This window comes from Streptomyces sp. NPDC054842, assembly GCF_053611025.1.
The window spans coordinates 9,165-26,052 of sequence record NZ_JBSGZN010000063.1 but is presented as its reverse complement, the minus strand read 5'-3'; the positions used below and the strand labels follow the sequence as shown (position 1 = coordinate 26,052).

The following is a 16,888-nucleotide window of genomic DNA, read 5'->3' as shown; positions in this document are numbered from 1 at the left end:
ACGCTCGCACTGCTTCGAAAAAATCCGCTGGCCACAGGTGAAAGGCTGAAGATGCTTCGCGAAGCCGCGCAGGAGGAGAGTGCCGAGGCACCTTCCGATATCAAGAGCTACGACCTCTACATCGCGGGCAAGGACGTCGCGGGTGACGGGTGGGTGTACACCGTCAGCGGCCGGTCCCTGCTGGAAGACGTGTTCACCAGCGTGAGCCTGAAGCGCGCCCTGGAGCAGGACCCGGAGTCGGAGGCGGCCAGGCACCCGTACGTCGTCGGGCGCTGCGCGGTCGCGGACGACGCGTCCATCGACCTGGCCACGCAGGCCGCGGCCGCCGCCGCACCCGACTGGGCGGCCGTGCCGCTGGAGCGGCGGATGCGCCTGGGCACCCGGTTCCGCGAGGAACTCATCAAGCACCAGGACGAGTTCCTGCGCATGCTGGTCGCCGAGTCCCACCCGGTCAAGCTGGCCCGCTGGGAGCTGAGCTGCCTGCTTCAGATCTACTCCCCCGGCTCCCTGCGCTGGTACACCAAGCAGATGCGGGTGGAGAAGGAGTACGCCGGCCGCACGCTGGTGCTGCACCGCCAGCCCGACGGTGTGGTGGCCTTCAACCCGCCGCAGAACGCGCCCCTGCCGAGCGCCGCCCTGTGCGTGCTGGCGCTGATGGCCGGCAACGCGGTGGTGGTGCGGGCACCGCGCAGCATCGCGCTGAGCACCATGTGGCTGCTGCGGGACGTGGTGGCGCCGCTGCTGGAGGAGATGGACGCGCCGGCCGGGGTGCTCAACGCGGTGTGCAGCAACCCCAAGCAGACCATGGACCGCTGGATCGCGGACCCGCTGATCAACGACATCTTCTACATCGGCGGCAGCCAGGAGGGCCTGCGCTTCGAGCAGCAGTGCGTGGCGCACGGCAAGAAGCCGATCCTCGAACTGGCGGGCAACGACGGCATCGTGGTGTGGAAGGACGCCGACGTCAAGTGGGCGGCCGAGGCCATCACCGAGGCCTTCTACGGCTCCGGCCAGATCTGCATGGTGCCCAACTACGTGCTGGTGCACCCGGACGTCGCGGACAGCCTGATCGCCGAGGTGAAGGAGCAGGTCAAGGGCATCCGGCCGGGCCTGCCCGAGGAGGAGGACGTGCTGCTGTCGCCGGTGCGGCGCAGCGAGCGGTTCTTCCGGCTGCTGCGGCAGGCGCTGGACAACGGCGCCGAGCTGGTCACCGGCGGCCACCGCACCGAACTGGACGGCACGCCCTCGGAGACGGGGGTCTTCCTCCAGCCGACGGTGCTGCGGGTGGAGGGCCTGGACCGGGCGCGCACCTACGACGTGGTGCGGGAGGAGACGTTCTTCCCGCTGGTGCCGATCGTGGTGCCCGAGCGGGAGGACGACGACGCCCTCCTGGAGGCGTTCCTGCGCTTCGTCAACAGCAACGACTACGGGCTGCGCAACTCCCTGTGGTCGCGTTCCGACCACGTCATCGAGACCTTCGTGCGGCGGGTCGTCAACGGCGGCCTGCTGAAGGTCAACGACTCCCACATCGGCTTCCTGCCCTACCTGCCCAGCCACGGCGGCACCGGCCGCACCGGCGGCGCCTTCGGCGAGGCCAACTACCCGATGCTCAAGACCTCCCACGTGCAGGGCGTCAGCATCGCCCGCGGCGTCAGCCCGTACGACGCGGTGTTCGGCGCCTGACCGCCATCCGCCCCTCAGGGCCTGCCGTTCGGATCAGGCCGGCGTCGCGTCAGCCGGGACGAACCGTCGGCCACGGCCGGCCTGATCCAGACGACAGACCCAACCCCGCCGTTTCCGCTGGAGGCTTCCGTTGCGTTCCCTCGACCTCGCCCGCTCCGTCTGCGAGCGCTTCCACCCCGGTCTGCTCAAGGAGCTGGACCAGATCCCGTACACCGACCGCGAGCGGCCCGGCAGCCCGGTGCTCGACCTGTTCCGCATCCACGGCGGGGTCGGTCTGCTGATCCCCGAGGAGTACGGCGGCCACGGCGCCGACGCCCTGGACGCGCTGCGGGTCCAGCTGGCCCTGGGCGCCGTGTCCCCGTCGCTGGTGGCGGCCGTTTCGATGCACCACTTCACCATCGCCATGCTGTACTCGCTGGCCGTGAAGGAGGGCCGGCTGACCGACGAGCAGACGGCCCTGCTGCGCCGGATCGTGCCCGACCAGCAGGTGATGGCGTCCGGCTGGGCCGAGGGCCGGACGGCGCAGAACATCCTCAAGCCGGCCGTGACCGCCCGTCCGGTGCGCGACGGGTTCCTGCTCACCGGCAGCAAGAAGCCGTGCAGCCTGTCCCGTTCGATGAGCCTGCTCACGGCGAGCGTCGCCATCCACGGCGACGACGGCGAGCCGGAGCTGGCGCTCGCGCTGGTGCCGGCCGACGCGTCCGGCCTGACCGTGCACCCGTACTGGGGCAACGACCTGCTGGCGGGCGCGGAGAGCGAAGAGGTGCGGCTGGAGGACGTGTTCGTGCCGGCCGGCATGGTCGTGCGGGCCGGCGCCGACGACCCGCACCGCCTCGACGACCTCCAGTCGGCCGGGTTCGTCTGGTTCGAGTTGCTGATCTCCGCCGGGTACGCGGGCGGTGCGCTGGCGCTGGTGGAGCAGGTGCTGGACCGCGAGCGCGGCAGTGTGGCCGAGCGGGCCGCCCTCGCCGTGGACATGGAGGCGGCGGTCGCGCTGCTGGAGGGCGTCGCGCGGGCGACCGGCCCGGAGCCCGGTGACGAGGAGTCGGTGGCCCGCGTCCTGGTGGCCCGGTACGCCGTGCAGAACGCCCTGCCCGACATCGCCTCCCGCGCCCTGGAGCTGCTGGGCGGCCTGGACTTCATCAGCGGCTCCGGTCCGGCACAGGCCGCGGCGGCGCTGCGGGCCCTCGCCTTCCACCCGCCGTCGCGCGCCGCCGCCGCCGAGCCGCTGCTGCGCTGGTTCGACGGCGGCGAGCTCGTCCTTGCCTAGGGCCGCGGCCGGGACGGTTCGCCGGCCGGTGAGAACCCGGTCACGGCACCACCGCCGCGGCCGGAAGGGCCCCGGCCGCGGCACGGTCCCGGTCCTGTCCGCACGACCTGACGACCCCTTGGAGTGAGCCACACGTGACCGTCATCCAGGAATCCCCGGCGGCTTGGTCCGCCGACGCCGAGGCAGAGGTCCTCGGCCTGTACCGCGCGCATCTGAGCAAGGGCCGGGCCACGCTCGCCGAGCTGTTCGGCAGCCACATGGAGGTGGCGTCCGAGGGCGCCTGGCTCACCACCAGCGACGGTGAGCGCTTCCTCAACGCCGGCGGCTACGGCGTGTTCCTGATGGGCTCCCGCCACCCGATCGTGATGGAGGAGGTGGAGCGCCAGCTGCGCACGCACCCCACCGCGACCCGCATCCTGCTGGAGCCCACCGTGGCCCGCGCGGCCGAGGCACTGGTCTCGGTGCTGCCGCCCGGTCTGGACCGGGTGCACTTCGCGCTGTCGGGGGCGGAGGCGGTGGAGACCGGCCTGAAGCTGGCCCGCGCGGGCGGCTTCAAGCGCACGGTCTCCATGCGCGGCGGCTACCACGGCAAGACCCTCGGCGCGCTGTCGGCCACCGCCAAGGAGGTCTACCAGCGGCCGTTCCGCCCGCTGGTGCCCGACTTCCTGCACCTGCCGTTCGGTGACGCCGACGCACTGGAGGCCGAACTCGCCGCCCACCCGGGCGAGGTGTGCGTCATCCTCGAACCGGTCCAGGGCGAGGGCGGTGTGATCATCCCGCCGAAGGGCTACCTCAAGCGTGTCGAGGAGCTGGTGCGCGAGTACGACGGCTTCCTGATCCTCGACGAGGTGCAGTCCGGCTTCGGCCGGCTCGGCGAGTGGTGGGGCGCCGACATCGAGGGCGTCCTCCCGGACGTCCTGCTCGCCGGCAAGGCGCTCGGCGGCGGGGTGATGCCGGTCTCGGCGGCCGTCGCCACCCGCAAGGCCTTCCGTCCCTTCGACAAGGACCCCTACGTCCACACCGCCACGTTCTCCGGCCAGCCGGTGCTGATGGCCGCGGTCCAGGGCGCCATCCGGGCCGTCAAGGAGGAGCGCCTGGTCACCAGGGCGCTGGACCTCGGCGCCCGGCTGCTGCCGGCGATCACCGAGATCGCGCACCGCAACATCCCCGACCTCGTGGTGGACGTACGCGGCCGGGGCCTGCTGATCGGCGTCGAGCTCGTCGAGGCCGGGCTGGCCGGCGAGCTGCTGATCGAACTGTTCAACCACGGCGTGGTCGCCAACCATTCGATGAACGGCAGCTCGGTGGTGCGGTTCACCCCGCCCGCCGTGCTCGGCGACACCGACGTGGACTTCCTCCTCAACTCCTTCGACCTGGCCACCCGCGACCTCGTACGGGGCGCGGCCAAAATGCCGGAAGGCGGTAACTGATCGTGAGGCACGTCGAACTCGATGCCCTGATACCCGGGGAGCAGGCCGAGAAGGTCCTGCACGCTGTACGGCGCTGGGAGCGGTACCCCGACCTGGCGCCCCATGTCAACGCGACCACGGTGCACGCCGCCTACCCCGACCCCGCCGCCTCCTCCAGCTGGGAGCTGCACTTCCGCAGCGGTCTGCTCCGCTGGACCGAGGACGACACCGTGCTGCCGGAGCAGGGCGAGATCCGCTTCGAGCAGTCCGACGGGGACTTCGACTCCTTCTCGGGGACCTGGTCGGTGACGCAGGACGGCGACGACGTCGCGGTCCGCTTCGACGCCGACTTCGACTTCGGCATCCCGAGTCTGGAGGGCATCCTCGACCCGATCGCCGAGCGGGTCATCAAGGAGACCGTGGCCTGGGCGCTGACCGGTCTGTTCCCGGCCGTGCGCATCAGCGGCGGCATCGAACTCACCCCGCCCGCCGCGGTCGGCGCCTAAGCGCATCAGGGAGCTGCTGACCATGGACCAGGCAAACCCGTTCGAGACACCGCGCACGTACTCGCTGCACCGCGCCGAGTACCTGGTGGGCCTCGCCGTCACCACCGGCCTGATGATCGCCCACTTCGGCGAGATCCGCTGGCTGCCGGCGATCGCCCTCTTCCTCTACATCGACCTGATCGGCTACATCCCGGGCGCGCTCGCGTTCCGGCGCAGTGGCGGGCGGCCGATCCACAAGGCGTACTACGTCCTGTACAACGTGATGCACAGCCTCATCACCCAGGCCGCCGTGGCCGCGCTGTGGTGCTGGCTGGTGAAGCCGGAGTGGGCGCTGCTGGTGCTGCCCTTCCACCTCTTCGGCGACCGCGGGCTGTTCGGCAACTTCATGAAGTCCTTCGCGCTGCCCTTCGAGCCGGTCCGCCAGCCCGGCTACCTGCGGCTCCTGGACGACCTGGGCCTGCCGCACCCCAAGCCGGTCGGGCATGTGACGGACCCGGTGCCGGTCGGGCACGTCCCGGTCCGCAAGCCGGTGCCGGCGCCGCGGGCCGACGCCGCCGCGGCGCAGGAGGCCCCGGCGCGGGCCGCCGCGGCCGGGGAGTCCGCGGCCCGGCAGGCGGAGGCGCTGCGATGAGCACCGCGACCGCGACCGGCCCGCGCACACGCCGGCCCGTCCGCCAGGACCCGGCCGAACGGCGCCGGGCGCTCTACCACCTGGCGTCCCCCGTGTCGGTGCTGACCACCGGCCCGGAGAGCCGGATGCACGGCACCACCGCGAGCACGGTCACCCTGGTCTCGCGCGAGCCGCTCCTCGTCGGCGTCGTGCTGCGGGCCGGGTCGTCCTTCGCGCGGCGGGCCGCCGCCGAGGGCCGGTTCGCGATCAACGTGCTGGGGGGTGACCAGGCCGAGGTGGCCCGCCGGTTCGCCGACAGCGGGCGCCCCGACGGCAGCGAGCAGTTCGCGGGCCTGCCCTGGACGGCGGACCCGTACGCGCAGGCCCCGCTCATCGCGGGCGCGCTCGCCCACTACACCTGCCGCTTCCACTCCGCCCACGCCGCGGGCGACAGCGAGCTGCTGCTCGGCCACGTCGTGCGCGCCCGGGCAAACGAGGGGCTCCCCCTGCTGAGTTACGCCGGCCGCCTGCACGCCGGCACCCTGCATCCGGCGAAGGAGGCCGCCGCGTCATGACGCAGTCGAAGGTACTCGTGGCCCCCGAGGCCGACTGGGACAAGGCGCCCGGTCTGCTGGACGGGGCGAAGGAACTCACCCTCGGCCCCGAGGAGTGCGACCTCGCCTACTGGATCACCTCGGTGGCCCAGGGCACGCTGCGCGACCGCGGCGTGACCGGCCACCACGACGACGCGATCGTTCCGGACTTCCTGAAGGAGCCGGGCCCGCTGCGCGAGGCGCTGGTGCTGGAGTTCGGTCTGCGCGGGCTGTCCGAGGAGCTGGCCACCCGGCTGCTCGGCCACTACGTGTCGATCGCGCCCGGCATCCCGGAGATGGAGTTCTACGCCACCCAGCTGCTCGACGAGGCCCGGCACGCCCGGGTGTTCCGCAACCACCTGGTGGAGCTCGGCATCCCGGCCGACACGCTCCTGAAGAGCATCGACGAGATGGCCCGGGACTACCGCGCCCGGGTGCTGGACCCGGTGGTCGACTTCACCCTCGACATCGTCCGGGACCAGGCCGACTTCGCCGGCGGTGTCGCCGTGTTCGCCATCGTCATCGAGGGCGTGCTGGCGCCGGCCGCCGAGCTGAGCGAACGCAAGTGGACTCCCCTGTCCCCGGCCACCGGCGAGATCTCCCGCGGCACCGCGATCGACGAGATCCGCCATCTGACGGTGGCCAGCACCATCCTGCGCGACCACGTGGCCGCGCACCCCGAGTACCGTCCGCGCCTGCTGGAGATCCTGCGGGCCGGCGTGCGGCTGTGGGACGAGATCCCCGACCGGGAGTTCGTGATCCACCGCGAGGAGCTGTTCCAGGAGGGCATGCTCCGGCACGCCGACCGGATCGGCGACTACGAGATCTGGCCCGGCGTGCGGATGCTCGACACCACTCCCGAGCAGCGCTACGACATGGCCGAGCGGTGGACCGACGAGATGGCCGAGGCCCGGATGGCCTACATGGGTCTGCCCCTGGAGGTCCTCAGCAGTCAGGGGCCGGGCGCGTGAGCACCGGACGGGCCGCGGTGGTCTGCGGGATCGGGTCGTACGTCCCGCCCGACGTGGTCACCAACGAGGATCTGGCCCGGCGCCTGGACACCTCGGACGACTGGATCCGCTCGCGCACCGGGATCGCCCGGCGCCGGGTGGTCGCCCCGGGCACGTCGACCAGCGACCTGGCGGTCGAGGCGGGCCTGCGGGCCTTGAAGTCGGCGGAAGACGCGCGGGCGGGCGCGGTGGTGCTGGCCACCACCACCCCGGACCAGCCGTGCCCGGCCACCGCGCCGCAGGTCGCGGCGCGGCTCGGACTCGGCGAGGTGCCCGCCTTCGACGTGGCCGCCGTCTGCTCCGGCTTCCTGTACGGCCTGGCCAGCTCGGCGGGCCTGATCGCCGCCGGGGTGACGGACCGGGTGCTGCTGATCGCCGCGGACGCGTTCACGACGATCGTCAACCCCGAGGACCGCACCACGGCGGTGATCTTCGCGGACGGCGCGGGCGCGGTGCTGCTGCGGGCCGGCTCCCCCGAGGAGCCGGGCGCGGTGGGCCCGCTCGTGCTGGGCAGCGACGGCGGGCTGAGCCATCTGATCGAGGTGCCTGCCGGAGGGTCGAGGCAGCGGTCGTCCGGCCGGGAGCCCGCACCGGAGGACCGTTTCTTCCGGATGGTGGGCCGCGACACCTACCGACACGCGGTGGAGCGGATGACCGCCACCTCCACCGAGGCGGCCGAGCGGGCCGGCTGGCGGCTGTGCGACGTCGACCGGTTCGCCGCGCACCAGGCCAACGCCCGGATTCTGGAGGCGGTCTCGGAGCGGCTCGGCATCCCCGGCGAACGGCGGCTGAGCAACATCGCGCAGGTCGGCAACACCGGCGCCGCCTCACTGCCGCTGCTGCTGGCCGAGAGCGCGGCGGACGGACGGCTCACCGCCGGGCACCGGCTGCTGCTGACCGCGTTCGGCGGCGGGCTGTCCTGGGGCGCGACCACGCTCATCTGGCCCGAGGTGCAGACCGTCTGACGTCCCGTCACCAAGGGGGCCCGGGCCGGCCCCTCCCACAAGCGCTGTCCGACACAGCGGAGAACGGGCGCTTGCGCCTTCGAGAGAACTGTCGAAAGGAACCGACATGCTGGAGCAGCTCAAGGAAATCCTGTCCAACAAGCTCAAGGTGTCACCCGAGGCCATCACCCCGGAGGCCACCCGGGAGGACATCGAGCTGGACTCGCTGGCCGTGGTGGAGCTGTCGCTGCTGCTGAAGTCCGAGCTCGGCCTGGACGTCAGCGACGACGACCTGCTGGAGGCGGAGACCGTGGCCGACATGGTCCGGCTGATGGAGGAGCGGAGTGCGAAGGTCTGATGGCCGGCATGGACATCGCCGTCACCGGGCTCGGCCTGGTCACCCCGGGTGGTATCGGGGTCGGGCCGAGCTGGGCGGCGGTCTGCGACGGCAGGCCGGCCGCCGCCCTCGATCCGCTGCTGACGGATAACCCCGTACGCATCTCCTGCCGGGTGCCCGGCTTCGACCCCGAGCGCCTGCTCAGCGCACGGCGGGCCCACCGCCTGGACCGGTTCGTCCAGTTCGCGCTGGTCGCCGCGCACGAGGCGGTGGCCGACGCGGGCCTGGATCCGCAGACGTGGGACGGGGCGCGGGTGGGTGTGGTGCTGGGCTGCGCGGACGGCGGCCCGGGCACCGTCGAGGAACAGCACCACGTGCTGCGCGAGCAGGGCGCCGACCGGGTCTCGCCGCTGCTGCTGCCCATGCAGCTGCCGAACATGCTGGCCGGTCAGACGGCCATCGAGTTCGGGGCGACCGGGCCCAACCTGGTGGTGGCCACCGCCTGCGCCTCGGGCGCGACCGCCATCGGCACGGCCCGGGACCTGCTCGCCCTCGGCCGCTGCGACATCGTCCTCGCGGGCGGCAGCGAGGCCATGGTCACCCCCCTGGTCATGGCCGGCTTCGCCCAGATGGGGGCGCTGTCGAGACGGCACGACGACCCGGCCTCCGCGTCCCGGCCGTTCGACGCCGACCGGGACGGCTTCGTCGCCGGGGAGGGCGCCGGCATCCTCGTCATGGAACGGGTGGCGGACGCCCGCGCCCGCGGCGCCCATGTGCACGGCCGGATCATCGGCTACGGCGCCACCGCCGACGCCCACCACATGACGTCGCCGCACCCCGACGGCGCGGGCATCGAGGCCGCCGTCCGCGCCGCGCTCGCCGACGCGGGCGCGGACCCGGACGACGTCCAGCACGTCAACGCCCACGGCACGTCGACACCGCTGAACGACCTGGCGGAAGCCCGCATGATCGGCCGGACACTGCGCGGGGACCCGCTGGTCACCTCCACGAAGGGAGTCACCGGACACCTGCTCGGCGCGGCCGGGGCGGTCGAGGCCGCCTTCACCGTGCTGAGCGTCGAGCACGAACTCGTGCCCCCCACCGCCAACCTCGTCATGCCCGACCCCAGGATCGACATCAAACTCGCGCAGACCGCCACCTACATGCCCATCGATCTCGCCCTGAGCAACTCCCTGGGCTTCGGCGGCCAGAACACGGCCCTGGCCATCGCCCCGGCCTGAACGGCGCGGCCACGTACCGGCAGCCGCCCGCGGAGCACCTCCGCCGGGCGGCTGTTCCCGTGCGGCACCCGGCCGCACGGCGCCCACCCCGCCCGCCCGCCCGCGAGCCACCCCACCCGCCCCACGTCAGGAGTCCCCCCGTGCACGATCCCCAAGAACTGCTGAAGGACGGGCCGCAGGCCGTACGGCGGCTGGCCCGCCGCCGCCACGACCTCGACCCGGCCGCGCTGGCCGACGCCCTGCGCGAGCGCAACGGCGCGCAGGCGGAGGTGACCCGGCTGCGCACCGAGCTGAACCGCACGGCCAGGGCCCGCCGCTCCGGCCCGCCGACCGAGGAGGAGAAGGCGTCCGCCCGGGCGCTGCGGGCCGAGGTGCAGCGGGCCGAGGCCGCCGCCCGCACGGCCGCGGCGCACCTGACCGAGCTGCTGCTCTCCGTCCCGAACATCCCCCTGGACGCGGTCCCGGACGGCGACTCGGAGAAGGAGGCCGTGGAGATACGCCGGGGCGGTCCCGCTCCGCGTCCGGCGGACGGCGCCCGCCACCATGCCGACATCGGGGAATCCCTCGGCATCCTCGACGGCCCGGCCGCGGCCCGGCTGTCCGGTGCCCGCTTCGCCGTCGCCCGCGGGGCCGGGGCACGACTGGAGCGGGCCCTGCGCGACTTCCTCCTCGACCTGCACACCCGCGAGCACGGCTACACCGAGCAGTCGGTGCCGTTCCTGGTCGACCGCGACACCATGACCGGGACCGGGCAACTGCCCAAGTTCGAGGACGACCTGTTCCGCACCCAGGTCGGCGAGCGGGAGCTGTTCCTGATCCCCACCGCCGAGGTCCCGCTGACCAACCTGGTGGCCGGCCGGCTCCTGGACTCCCGCTCGCTGCCGCTGGCCTTCACCGCCAGCACGCCGTGCTTCCGGGCGGAGGCCGGGGCGTACGGCCGGGACACCCGCGGCATCCTGCGGCTGCACCAGTTCGAGAAGGTGGAGCTGGTGCGCGTCTGCGCCCCCGAGGACGCCCCGGCGCAGCTCGAACTCATGGTGAACCACGCCGAGGAGTGCCTGAGGCGCCTGGAACTGGCGCACCGCGTGGTGCTGCTGCCGGCCGGCGACCTCGGGTTCTCCGCCCGGATCACCTACGACGTCGAGGTGTGGCTGCCGGGCAGCGGCTCCTACCGGGAGATCTCCTCGGTCTCCGACTGCGGCACCTTCCAGGCGCGTCGCGCGGACATCCGCGTCAAACGGCCCGACGGGAGCAGGACGCCGGCGGTCACGCTGAACGGCTCGGCGCTGCCGATCGGCCGCACGGTCGCCGCGCTGCTGGAGCAGGGCGTGCGGGAGGACGGCTCGGTGGTGCTGCCCGAGGCCCTCGTCCCGTACACCGGCTTCCGGCGGATCCTGCCGGGCGGGGACACCGCGTAGGCGCCGGCGCGAAAGGGGCGGGAGCCGGGTCCGCGACCCGCTCCCGCCCCTTTCGCCGCGCCCGGCCCGGGGCTCAGGCGCCCATCATGTGCACCCCTCCGTCGACGTGCACGATCTCCCCCGTGGTGCGCGGGAAGAAGTCCGAGAGCAGGGCGACGACCCCGCGGGCCGCCGGGTCCGGGTCGGTGGGGTCCCAGCCCGCCGGCGCCCGGTGCTCCCAGACCTCGGCGAGGTCGGCGAACCCGGGGATGGACTTGGCCGCCATGGAGCGCAGCGGTCCCGCCGCGACGAGGTTGCAGCGGACGCCGCGGCCGCCCAGGTCCCGGGCGAGGTAGCGGCTGGTCGACTCCAGGGCGGCCTTGGCGACGCCCATCCAGTCGTAGCGCGGCCAGGCGACCGAGGCGTCGAAGGTCAGCCCGACCACCGAGCCGCCGCGTCGCTCCATCAGCGGCAGGCAGGCCGTGGTCAGCGACTTCAGGGAGTACGCCGACACGTGCACGGCGGTCGACACGTCGTTCCAGTCGCCGTCCAGGAAGGAGAAGGCGCCCCGCGGCCCGTAGGCGATGGAGTGCACCAGTCCGTCCAGGGTGTCGGTGTGCTCGCGGATCCGGTCGCCGAGGCCGTCCAGCTGCGACTGGTCGGTGACGTCGAGTTCGAGCACGGGGGCCGGCTTCGGCAGCCGTCCGGCGACGCGCTCGATCAGGGAGAGGCGCCCGAAGCCGGTGAGGACGACCTCGGCACCCTCCTCCTGGGCGATGCGGGCCGTGTGGAAGGCGATGGACGCGTCCGTGACGACCCCGGTGACCAGGATCCGCTTGCCGGCGAGGAGTCCGCTCATGTCCGGGTCACCGCCTCGGGCAGGGCCCGCACCAGCGGGGAGTCGTGGCCGAGGGCGCCGAGTGCGGCGGCGCCGCCGGGCGAGCCCACGGCGGCGAAGAAGTCGGCGTTGGAGGCGGTGTGGTCGCCCCACTCTGCGGGCACGTCGTCCTCGAAGCAGATCGCTTCGACGGGGCAGACGGGTTCGCAGGCGCCGCAGTCGACGCATTCGTCGGGGTGGATGTACAGGGCCCGGCGGCCCTCGTAGATGCAGTCCACGGGGCATTCGTCGACGCAGGAGCGGTCCTTGACGTCGACGCAGGGCAGGGCGATGACGTAGGCCATCGTCAGCTCCTCTTCGTCACGGGGGTGGTCGGGGGGCCGGGGACGCCGTCGACCGGTGCCCCGGTGGTGCGCTCGCCCAGCAGCAGGACGGTCGCCGCCAGGGCCGTCATCGCCGCGGCGATGACCCCGAACAGGGCACCGGGGCCGTGCGCGTCCAGGACCGGCAGCAGGACGAACGGCAGTGCGGCGGCGCTCAGTTTGGACAGCGAGTAGGCGGCGCCGGACGCGGTGGCGCGGATCGCGGTCGGATACTGCTCGGAGAGATACACGTGCGAGACGCTGGAGAAGACGTTGCTGCACAGGGTGTAGAGGAAGCCGAACGCCACGATGAGCGCGGGGGATCCGGCGTAGGCGAAGCCGAGGCCGGCGACCATCATCGCCGCCGCGGAGGCCGCGACCAGCGTCCGGCGCTCGAACCGGTCGACGATCGGCAGGGACAGCGCGGAACCGACCGGGTAGCCGAGGAAGGACAGCGCGGTGAAGCCGATGCCCGCGACGAGGCCGTAGCCCTTGGCCGCGACGATCTGCGGGGCCAGCGTGCCGAAACCGTAGTAGCCGACCACGGACAGCACGCAGAAGATCCACAGCACCACCGTGCGGCGCCGCATGCCGCGGCCGAACACGTCGCGCACACGGTGGCGCACCGCGGCCGGTTCCACCGGTCGGGCGGTGTCCGCGGCCACCGGGCGCAGCGACGCGGGACGGTCCGGGTAGGCCTGCTTCTCCATCTCGGCCACCAGCAGCTCGGCCTCCTCCGTGCGGCCCTGGGCGGCCAGCCACCTCGGCGACTCGATCAGCCGGCGGCGCAGCACCCACACCACGGCGGAGCCCAGCGCCCCGATCACGAACAGCCAGCGCCAGCCGTCGATGCCCAGCGGGGACAGGGGCACCAGCCACAGCGCGGCGAAGCCGACGGCGGGCACCCCGCAGAAGGCGATGGTGTAGGCCCAGGCGATGTACCGGCCGCGCCGCTTGGCGGGCAGCACGTCGGCCAGGTAGCAGTCGGACAGCACCTGTTCGGCGCCGATGCCGATGCCGGCCATGAAGCGGGTGACGATCAGCCAGGCGGCGTTCGGCGAGAAGGCGCCCAGCAGGGAGAAGCCCGAGTAGATGGCGAGGTTGATCAGGAAGGCCCGGCGCCGGCCGAAGCGGTCGGCGATCCGGCCGAGCACCAGCGAGCCGATGAACTGGCCGATGAACACCGAGGCCAGGACGAGTTTGAGCTCGGTCGCCCCGAAGGCGAAGTCGCTCTGGAGCACTTTGGCGATGGTGCCCGAGAGGTTGTTCTCGAACGTGTCGAAGAGCAGGCCGACGCCGATGACCATGGTGAGTCTTCGGTGCATCGGGGTGATCGGCATGCGGTCCAGGCGGACCCCGATCGCGGCGGGAGCGGTGACACCGCCCGCCACCGTGGTGGTCTGGGACATGGGGAGGTTCTCCTTGGACTCCTGGTTCTCAGGGACTCCGGCGAGGGAACCGCCCGGGCCGACGGCGGGCCCGGGCGTGCGGCCCGGGGGCCGGGCTGTGGACGCGTGGGGGTGCGGGGGCCGTGCGGGACCGGAGCGTGGGGGCCCGGACCCGGCGGCGACCGAGGGCGCGGGCCGGGTCAGGCCGCCTGGGCCGCCCGGCGCCTGATCTCCTCCTCCACGGTCCCGGCCCGCACCGGCTCACTGACCTCGTGCAGGTAGGAGGCGACCTCCCGGTAGGACGCCCAGAAGCCGACCTCGTGGTACGGCACCCCGCGCTCGGCGCAGTAGGCGCGGGTCAGTTCCCGGGCGCGCGCCAGGTGCTTCTGCGGCATGGCCGGGAACAGATGGTGCTCGACCTGGTAGTTGAGGCCGCCGTAGAGGAAGTCGACCACCGGGTTGGGGCGGATGTTGCGGGAGGTGAGGACCTGGCGCTCCAGCCAGTCCAGGGTCTCCTCCTCGCCGTCGCGGACGTCCATGCCCTTGTGGTTCGGGGCGAAGATCATGCCGAAGTAGACGCCCAGGGCGGCGTGCTGCACGAGGATGAACGCGACGGCGAGGACCGGCGAGAGCACCGTGAAGACCAGGGCGCAGTAGACCGCGGCGCGCAGCACGAGCAGGAACGACTCCAGCACGGGCCGCTTGGTCTTGCCCTGCGCGATGGACACCACGGCCGTCCGGAGCATCTTGAAGCCCTCCAGGACGAGCAGCACGAAGAACAGCACGCTCTGGTGGCGCACGACGAACTTCTGCGTGCCCCGCCGGCTGGGGTACTGCTTGACGTCGAAGATGACGGTGCGCCGGCCGATGTCCGGGTCCTTGTCGAGGTGGTTGGGGTTGCTGTGGTGCCGGTTGTGGTGGTTGACCCACCAGCCGTAGCTGACCCCGTTGACGAGGTTGGCGTGGATGTAGCCGACGGCGGAGGCGGCCTTCTTGCTGCGGAACATGGCCTTGTGTCCGGCGTCGTGCCACATGAACGCCGACTGGCCGCCGCACAGCCCCATCCACAGGGCCGTCAGCAGCTGCCACCAGGAGTCGCCCAGGGCGAAGAACGCGGCGAATCCGATCAGCAGCAGGGTGGTGTTGAGTGCGAGACGACCCACGTAGTAGCGCGGGTCGAGGTCGAGGAGACCTTCCGCTTTGACGCGTTTGAGGAGCTCGGCGAACGTCGCCGAGGCGCCGGTGCGCGGGCCGGCCGCGGAGGCGGCTGCTGCCCCGGCTTCTTGTGTGTGCGGACGCTGCATGCGTTGCTCTCCTTGGGAGAAGTGCCCGGTTCGGGCGGCGGCGCCGCTGCCCCGCGGACCTGCGGGCGCCGCGAGTCGGCAGTGCTCCCGCGGGCGGTCGGGAACGCGCGGCGTGCCCGCCCGGCGGTCCGGGAACGCCGGAGCACGATGCGGTACTCCGCCGGAGGACCACCGGACGAACACGTGTCCAGCGTGCTGCGCCGCGCTGATGTGGCACTGATGCCGGTCTGATCGGCGGGGGCCGTCAGGCGGCGGACTCGGCGCGCAGCCGTTCGTCGAGCGCCCGGACGGCGGCGTCCGCGTCGCGCGCCACGTCCTCGTCGTCGGGCGCGCCGATGACGGCCATCAGCCGCTCGACCACGGTGTGCTGGAGGACTTCGGTGCTGGTGTCGGTTCCGTTGTCGCTCATCGCTGGTTCTCCTGTTCCGGAAGACGGGTGGTGCGTGAGGGCGGTGCAAAGGTGACCCGCGGCGCGCCCGACGCCGCGCCCCGCTGCGGGCACGGTCGGTCCGGAGTTCCCCGCTGCGGGCCTGGCGGATGACGGGTCGTCAGAACGCCTTGCAGGCACGGAAGACGTGGGCGAAGGACGCCGGCGAGGCCTGCGGGCCGTCGAAGGCGACGTACTCCGGGACGACCACGTCCGGCGCCCACTTCTGCTTGTACGACAGCTGGGTCTGCGCCGGGTACAGCGCGGCCCCCTCGGCCCACAGGGCGTGCATCAGCCACTGGAACGCCGGGCTGTGGCCGTCGATCTCGTGGTCGGCGTCGAGGCCGGTGAACGGGGTGAAGCCGAAGTGCAGCCACTCGACGCCCTCCGAACGGAACACCTCGACGGCGGTCGCGTTGATGGCCTCCATCAGTCCCGGGGAGCCGTCCGGGACGCGCCGGCTCAGGTCGTGCATCCAGCCGGCCCGGCTGCCGTACACCGGCGAGTAGGAGATGTACGCCACGGGGCTGCCGTCGATGGTGCCGGTGAACAGCCGGCGGTGTGCCTGGGCCGGTCCGCCGATCTGGCCGACCAGGAACTCCAGTTGCTGGGCGCCGCCCTTGGAGCCGAGCCAGGCCCGGTCGATGGCGGCGATCGCGTCCTGGCAGTCGCCGGCGGAGACCTCCTGGACGACCAGGCCGTTGCGGCGGGCCCGGGAGATCTTGTTGCGCAGCTGCATGAAGCGGGTGCCGCGCAGTGTGAAGTCCTCCAGGCCGACGGCCCAGGAGGCGCCGACCTGGTTGACGGTGAAGCCGCGGCGGGCGTAGTGCTCGGCGTCGGCGCGCTGGAGCTGGATGCCGACCAGGGTGCGGCCCTCGTCGCGGACGTGCCGGCGGAAGGCCTCCAGGAGACGGTCGTAGTCGTCGGGGGCGGCGAAGGGGCCGCCGAACTGGACGGCGAACCGGCCCGTGCGGCGGTACACGACGACGCCGTCGGCACCGGGCAGCGTGAAGACGTCGTTTCCGCTGTTGAGGGCCAGGAATGCACTGGGGTTCTCGCTGGACGTATGGGTGCGTATCGCCTCGAGAACCGGGTTGTCCATGGCGGTCACGGTCATTGTTTTCCCCTTTCGGGAGCGTTTTCCGTCGTCCCGAGTAGAGCATCGAGGGCGGGCGCGGGAAAAGACCGGAAGGGAATTCTTCGATCGCGTCAGAAAGACGTCAGCACTTTGTCAGCCCTCCCTGCCAATATTGTTCTCGTGAACGGCACGGGAGACCGGAAGCCGGGAACGAGGAGAGGTGCCCGGAGCGGTTCAACGGGGACCAGAGAGCAATCTCACGGTCGGGCTCACAAAGCCCACGCAGGTTCGAATCCTGCCCTCTCCGCGAAAACGGCCACGCACCAACGGCCACACAATGGAGAGGTGCCCGGAGCGGCTCAACGGGGACCAGAGAGCAATCTCACGGTCGGGCCCACAAAGCCCACGCAGGTTCGAATCCTGCCCTCTCCGCGAAAACGGCCACGCACCAACGGCCACACAATGGAGAGGTGCCCGGAGCGGCTCAACGG

Annotated in this window: 17 protein-coding genes and 2 pseudogenes; 13 read left to right on the top strand and 6 right to left on the bottom strand. The window is 72.4% G+C overall.

Features of this window, described 5'->3' with window-relative positions; genetic code table 11:
• Positions 1 to 51 precede the first annotated feature (51 nt).
• The 11 genes from ACWGIS_RS32920 (at position 52) to serS (ending at position 11,021) form a co-directional block, all read left to right on the top strand.
• The gene (locus ACWGIS_RS32920; RefSeq protein WP_453366162.1) at positions 52 to 1,683 is read left to right on the top strand and encodes an aldehyde dehydrogenase family protein; all 1,632 of its coding nucleotides are present in this window, start codon (positions 52 to 54) and stop codon (positions 1,681 to 1,683) included.
• A 130-nt stretch (positions 1,684 to 1,813) separates the two neighbouring features.
• Positions 1,814 to 2,953 carry an acyl-CoA dehydrogenase family protein gene (locus tag ACWGIS_RS32915; protein WP_453366161.1) on the top strand — a complete coding sequence of 380 codons (1,140 nt, stop codon included), beginning with the start codon at positions 1,814 to 1,816 and terminating at the stop codon, positions 2,951 to 2,953.
• Between the two features lie 134 nt (positions 2,954 to 3,087).
• Positions 3,088 to 4,383: an aspartate aminotransferase family protein gene (locus ACWGIS_RS32910; RefSeq protein ID WP_453366160.1), complete on the top strand. Its 1,296-nt coding sequence runs from the start codon at positions 3,088 to 3,090 to the stop codon at positions 4,381 to 4,383.
• A 2-nt stretch (positions 4,384 to 4,385) separates the two neighbouring features.
• Positions 4,386 to 4,868: a type II toxin-antitoxin system RatA family toxin gene (locus ACWGIS_RS32905; protein WP_193507505.1), complete on the top strand. Its 483-nt coding sequence runs from the start codon at positions 4,386 to 4,388 to the stop codon at positions 4,866 to 4,868.
• 22 nt (positions 4,869 to 4,890) lie between these two features.
• The gene (locus ACWGIS_RS32900; RefSeq protein WP_453366159.1) at positions 4,891 to 5,499 is read left to right on the top strand and encodes a hypothetical protein; all 609 of its coding nucleotides are present in this window, start codon (positions 4,891 to 4,893) and stop codon (positions 5,497 to 5,499) included.
• Positions 5,496 to 6,053 carry a flavin reductase family protein gene (locus tag ACWGIS_RS32895; protein ID WP_453366158.1) on the top strand — a complete coding sequence of 186 codons (558 nt, stop codon included), beginning with the start codon at positions 5,496 to 5,498 and terminating at the stop codon, positions 6,051 to 6,053. The genes ACWGIS_RS32900 and ACWGIS_RS32895 overlap by 4 nt, the downstream gene beginning before the upstream one ends.
• Positions 6,050 to 7,042 (top strand): VlmB-like protein, encoded by a 993-nt coding sequence (locus ACWGIS_RS32890; RefSeq protein WP_453366157.1) that lies wholly within the window; start codon positions 6,050 to 6,052, stop codon positions 7,040 to 7,042. The genes ACWGIS_RS32895 and ACWGIS_RS32890 overlap by 4 nt, the downstream gene beginning before the upstream one ends.
• Positions 7,039 to 8,046, top strand: coding sequence for a beta-ketoacyl-ACP synthase III (locus ACWGIS_RS32885; RefSeq protein ID WP_453366156.1), 1,008 nt, complete (start codon positions 7,039 to 7,041; stop codon positions 8,044 to 8,046). The genes ACWGIS_RS32890 and ACWGIS_RS32885 overlap by 4 nt, the downstream gene beginning before the upstream one ends.
• A 106-nt stretch (positions 8,047 to 8,152) precedes the next feature.
• A complete protein-coding gene (locus ACWGIS_RS32880) occupies positions 8,153 to 8,383 on the top strand; it encodes an acyl carrier protein (protein ID WP_018888444.1) in 231 nt (76 codons plus the stop codon).
• Positions 8,383 to 9,603, top strand: coding sequence for a beta-ketoacyl-[acyl-carrier-protein] synthase family protein (locus tag ACWGIS_RS32875; protein ID WP_453366155.1), 1,221 nt, complete (start codon positions 8,383 to 8,385; stop codon positions 9,601 to 9,603). The genes ACWGIS_RS32880 and ACWGIS_RS32875 overlap by 1 nt, the downstream gene beginning before the upstream one ends.
• Positions 9,604 to 9,743: 140 nt before the next feature.
• Positions 9,744 to 11,021: a serine--tRNA ligase gene (serS, locus tag ACWGIS_RS32870; protein WP_453366154.1), complete on the top strand. Its 1,278-nt coding sequence runs from the start codon at positions 9,744 to 9,746 to the stop codon at positions 11,019 to 11,021.
• 73 nt (positions 11,022 to 11,094) lie between these two features.
• Here the strand turns inward: serS and fabI are convergent, their stop codons facing one another.
• The 6 genes from fabI to ACWGIS_RS32840 form a co-directional block, all read right to left on the bottom strand.
• Positions 11,095 to 11,859, bottom strand: coding sequence for an enoyl-ACP reductase FabI (fabI, locus tag ACWGIS_RS32865; RefSeq protein WP_453366153.1), 765 nt, complete (start codon positions 11,857 to 11,859; stop codon positions 11,095 to 11,097).
• The gene (fdxA, locus tag ACWGIS_RS32860; RefSeq protein ID WP_150483456.1) at positions 11,856 to 12,182 is read right to left on the bottom strand and encodes a ferredoxin; all 327 of its coding nucleotides are present in this window, start codon (positions 12,180 to 12,182) and stop codon (positions 11,856 to 11,858) included. Before fdxA ends, fabI begins: the two co-directional genes overlap by 4 nt.
• Before the next feature lie 2 nt (positions 12,183 to 12,184).
• Positions 12,185 to 13,609 carry an MFS transporter gene (locus ACWGIS_RS32855; protein WP_453366152.1) on the bottom strand — a complete coding sequence of 475 codons (1,425 nt, stop codon included), beginning with the start codon at positions 13,607 to 13,609 and terminating at the stop codon, positions 12,185 to 12,187.
• A gap of 179 nt (positions 13,610 to 13,788) precedes the next feature.
• Positions 13,789 to 14,892 (bottom strand): fatty acid desaturase family protein, encoded by a 1,104-nt coding sequence (locus ACWGIS_RS32850; RefSeq protein ID WP_453366151.1) that lies wholly within the window; start codon positions 14,890 to 14,892, stop codon positions 13,789 to 13,791.
• Between the two features lie 244 nt (positions 14,893 to 15,136).
• Positions 15,137 to 15,301, bottom strand: coding sequence for a hypothetical protein (locus tag ACWGIS_RS32845; RefSeq protein WP_453366150.1), 165 nt, complete (start codon positions 15,299 to 15,301; stop codon positions 15,137 to 15,139).
• A gap of 139 nt (positions 15,302 to 15,440) precedes the next feature.
• Positions 15,441 to 16,436 (bottom strand): DUF2156 domain-containing protein, encoded by a 996-nt coding sequence (locus ACWGIS_RS32840; protein ID WP_453366149.1) that lies wholly within the window; start codon positions 16,434 to 16,436, stop codon positions 15,441 to 15,443.
• A 175-nt stretch (positions 16,437 to 16,611) separates the two neighbouring features.
• On the opposite strand from ACWGIS_RS32840, the pseudogene ACWGIS_RS32835 reads away from it, so the two are divergent.
• Both ACWGIS_RS32835 and ACWGIS_RS32830 read left to right on the top strand, forming a co-directional pair.
• A pseudogene (locus ACWGIS_RS32835) lies at positions 16,612 to 16,704 on the top strand.
• A gap of 32 nt (positions 16,705 to 16,736) precedes the next feature.
• Positions 16,737 to 16,829: pseudogene (locus tag ACWGIS_RS32830) on the top strand.
• Positions 16,830 to 16,888 lie beyond the last annotated feature (59 nt).